At 55.2% G+C, this 4,144-nt stretch carries 3 rRNA genes; all 3 read left to right on the top strand.

The annotated features are described in order from the left end of the window. Positions 1 to 430, top strand: a 16S ribosomal RNA gene (locus tag JLI01S_RS16310); the annotation flags it as partial. 343 nt (positions 431 to 773) lie between these two features. Continuing rightward, positions 774 to 3,883 (top strand): 23S ribosomal RNA (locus tag JLI01S_RS16305). Between the two features lie 92 nt (positions 3,884 to 3,975). Next, positions 3,976 to 4,092 (top strand): 5S ribosomal RNA (gene rrf / locus JLI01S_RS16300). Positions 4,093 to 4,144 lie beyond the last annotated feature (52 nt).

The raw sequence follows: 4,144 nt of genomic DNA, 5'->3' as shown, positions 1-4,144 counted from the left end.
CGTTCTATGTTGCCAGCACGTAATGGTGGGGACTCATGGAAGACTGCCGGGGTCAACTCGGAGGAAGGTGGGGATGACGTCAAATCATCATGCCCCTTATGTCTTGGGCTTCACGCATGCTACAATGGCCGGTACAAAGGGCTGCGAAACCGCAAGGTGGAGCGAATCCCAAAAAACCGGTCTCAGTTCGGATTGGGGTCTGCAACTCGACCCCATGAAGTCGGAGTCGCTAGTAATCGCAGATCAGCAACGCTGCGGTGAATACGTTCCCGGGCCTTGTACACACCGCCCGTCAAGTCACGAAAGTCGGTAACACCCGAAGCCGGTGGCCCAACCCTTGTGGGGGGAGCCGTCGAAGGTGGGACTGGCGATTGGGACTAAGTCGTAACAAGGTAGCCGTACCGGAAGGTGCGGCTGGATCACCTCCTTTCTAAGGAGCACTGGCCACTGTTGTGGTCCAGAGCCTGGTTTGTCCTCGAATGTGGGACACCAGGTGCTCGGGTGGAACATCGATTATTTGACGCTCATTCTGTCCATGGGGCGAGTACCTGCACGTTATGTGTGGTGGAAAGTGTCTGGGTGGTGTGGGGGTTAAGACACGTTGTTGGGTCCTGAGGGTTCACGCGAGTGAAGCTTCAAGGCCTTCCCGTTAAGGGTTGGTTGTGGGCCTTGCCTGGTCGCGTACCGCATCACTGTTGTGGTGTTGGCGTGATCGTGTGGTGAGGTGCCGCCCGTATGTTGAGAACTACACAGTGGACGCGAGCATCTTTGTGGCTCAAGTTTTTAAGGGCGCACGGTGGATGCCTTGGCACCAGGAACCGAAGAAGGACGTAGGAATCTGCGATAAGCCACGGGGAGTCGATAACCAGACTGTGATCCGTGGATTTCCGAATGGGGAAACCCGGCTGGAGGCAAGTCCAGTCACTCCTGCCTGAATATATAGGGCAGGTAGAGGGAACGCGGGGAAGTGAAACATCTCAGTACCCGCAGGAAGAGAAAACAATAGTGATTCCGTGAGTATTGGCGAGAGAAAGCGGATGAGGCCAAACCGGATGTGTGTGATAGCTGTCAGGCGTTGCATGTTCGGGGTTGTGGGAGCTTTTTCACGGAACTGACATTTCGTGGTGGAGTAAAAAATTCATGTCATAGTCGAAGGGTCTTGAATGGCCCGGCACAGAGGGTGGAACCCCCGTAGACGAAATGGTGTGGACTCCATGGAAGATTTCCCAAGTAGCACGGGGCTCGAGAAATCCCGTGTGAATCTGGCGGGACCACCCGCTAAGCCTAAATATTCCCTGGTGACCGATAGCGGACAAGTACCGTGAGGGAAAGGTGAAAAGTACCCCGGGAGGGGAGTGAAATAGATCCTGAAACCGTGCGCTTACAATCCGTCGAAGCCTCCTTGTGGGGTGACGGCGTGCCTTTTGAAGAATGAGCCTGCGAGTTAGTGCTCAGTGGCAAGGTTAACCCGTGTGGGGAAGCCGTAGCGAAAGCGAGTCCGAATAGGGCGATTGAGTCGCTGGGTCTAGACCCGAAGCGGAGTGATCTACCCATGGCCAGGTTGAAGCGACGGTAAGACGTCGTGGAGGACCGAACCCACTTAGGTTGAAAACTGAGGGGATGAGCTGTGGGTAGGGGTGAAAGGCCAATCAAACTCCGTGATAGCTGGTTCTCCCCGAAATGCATTTAGGTGCAGCGTCACGTGTTTCTTACCGGAGGTAGAGCTACTGGATAGCTAATGGGCCTCACCAGGTTACTGACGTTAGCCAAACTCCGAATGCCGGTAAGTGAGAGCGTGGCAGTGAGACTGCGGGGGATAAGCTCCGTAGTCGAGAGGGAAACAGCCCAGATCATCAGCTAAGGTCCCTAAGCGTGTGCTAAGTGGAAAAGGATGTGGAGTTGCCGTGACAACCAGGAGGTTGGCTTAGAAGCAGCCACCCTTTAAAGAGTGCGTAATAGCTCACTGGTCAAGTGATTCCGCGCCGACAATGTAGCGGGGCTCAAGCACACCACCGAAGCTATGGCATTGACATATTGCTCGGCACCTTTGGTGTCCAGGCGTGTTGATGGGTAGGGGAGCGTCGTGTGGCGAGTGAAGCGGCGGAGTGATCCAGTCGTGGATGCCACACGAGTGAGAATGCAGGCATGAGTAGCGAAAGACGGGTGAGAAACCCGTCCGCCGAATATCCAAGGGTTCCAGGGTCAAGCTAATCTGCCCTGGGTAAGTCGGGACCTAAGGCGAGGCCGACAGGCGTAGTCGATGGACATCCGGTTGATATTCCGGAACCGGCGAAGAACCGCCCATGATGAATCCAGTGATGCTAAACGCCTGAAGCGTGCCGTAGAGACCCTTCGGGGTTTCGCTGGTACGTGGAACGCGTGACCCGATCTGGTAGTAGTCAAGCAATGGGGAGACGCAGGAAGGTAGCCTCCGCGTGGCGATGGTTGTCCACGTCCAAGGGTGTAGGGAGTCAGGTAGGCAAATCCGCCTGGCACATATCCTGAGACCTGATAGTGACCGCTTTTAGCGGGAAGCAGGGTGATCCTATGCTGCCGAGAAAATCCTCTAGCGAGGTTCTAGCCGCCCGTACCCCAAACCGACTCAGGTGGATAAGTAGAGAATACTAAGGCGATCGAGTGAATCGTGGTTAAGGAACTCGGCAAAATGCCCCCGTAACTTCGGGAGAAGGGGGGCCCGGATTCTGAAGCCCTTTACGGGCTAGGAAGATGGGCCGCAGAGACCAGGGAGAAGCGACTGTTTACTAAAAACACAGGTCCGTGCGAAGTCGCAAGACGATGTATACGGACTGACGCCTGCCCGGTGCTGGAAGGTTAAGAGGACCGGTTAGCTCTTTGAGCGAAGCTGAGAATTTAAGCCCCAGTAAACGGCGGTGGTAACTATAACCATCCTAAGGTAGCGAAATTCCTTGTCGGGTAAGTTCCGACCTGCACGAATGGCGTAACGACTTCTCCACTGTCTCAACCGCGAACTCGGCGAAATTGCATTACGAGTAAAGATGCTCGTTACGCGCAGCAGGACGGAAAGACCCCGGGACCTTCACTATAGCTTGGTATTGGTGTTCGGGACGGCTTGTGTAGGATAGGTGGGAGACTGTGAAGCATGCACGCCAGTGTGTGTGGAGTCATCGTTGAAATACCACTCTGGTCGTTCTGGATATCTAACCTCGGTCCGTGATCCGGATCAGGGACATTGCCTGGTGGGTAGTTTAACTGGGGCGGTTGCCTCCTAAAATGTAACGGAGGCGCTCAAAGGTTCCCTCAGCCTGGTTGGCAATCAGGTGGCGAGTGCAAGTGCACAAGGGAGCTTGACTGCGAGACTGACAAGTCAAGCAGGGACGAAAGTCGGAACTAGTGACCCGACGGTGGCTTGTGGAAGCGCCGTCGCTCAACGGATAAAAGGTACCCCGGGGATAACAGGCTGATCTTCCCCAAGAGTCCATATCGACGGGATGGTTTGGCACCTCGATGTCGGCTCGTCGCATCCTGGGGGTGGAGTATCTCCCAAGGGTTGGGCTGTTCGCCCATTAAAGCGGCACGCGAGCTGGGTTTAGAACGTCGTGAGACAGTTCGGTCCCTATCCGCTGTGCGCGTAGGAAACTTGAGAGAGGCTGACCCTAGTACGAGAGGACCGGGTTGGACGAACCTCTGGTGTGTGAGTTGTTCTGCCAAGAGCACCGCTCATTAGCTACGTTCGGGAGTGATAACCGCTGAAAGCATCTAAGCGGGAAGCATGTCTCAAGATGAGGTTTCCATGGAGCTTGCTCCGAGAGGCTCCCAGTAGACTACTGGGTTGATAGGCCAGATGTGGAAGTGCAGTAATGCATGGAGCTGACTGGTACTAATAAGCCGATAACTTGATACACACACAACTTTGTTGCGTAACAAAAGAATGACTCGCGTCCACTGTGCAGTTCCCGAGATACGGTCGGGAACACCCACGTAACTCCATAGAGTTTCGGCTGTTATAGCGAGGGGGAAACGCCCGGTCCCATTCCGAACCCGGAAGCTAAGCCCTTCAGCGCCGATGGTACTGCACTGGGAACGGTGTGGGAGAGTAGGACGCAGCCGGACAACCATTGAGCCGAGAGCCCCCAACGAGTCGTTGGGGGCTCTCGTGCGTTCC

Source organism: Janibacter limosus NBRC 16128, from assembly GCF_001570985.1.
Taxonomy (GTDB): domain Bacteria; phylum Actinomycetota; class Actinomycetes; order Actinomycetales; family Dermatophilaceae; genus Janibacter; species Janibacter limosus.
The sequence above is the reverse complement of the archived record's forward strand: the minus strand, read 5'-3'. Positions and strand labels throughout refer to the sequence as shown.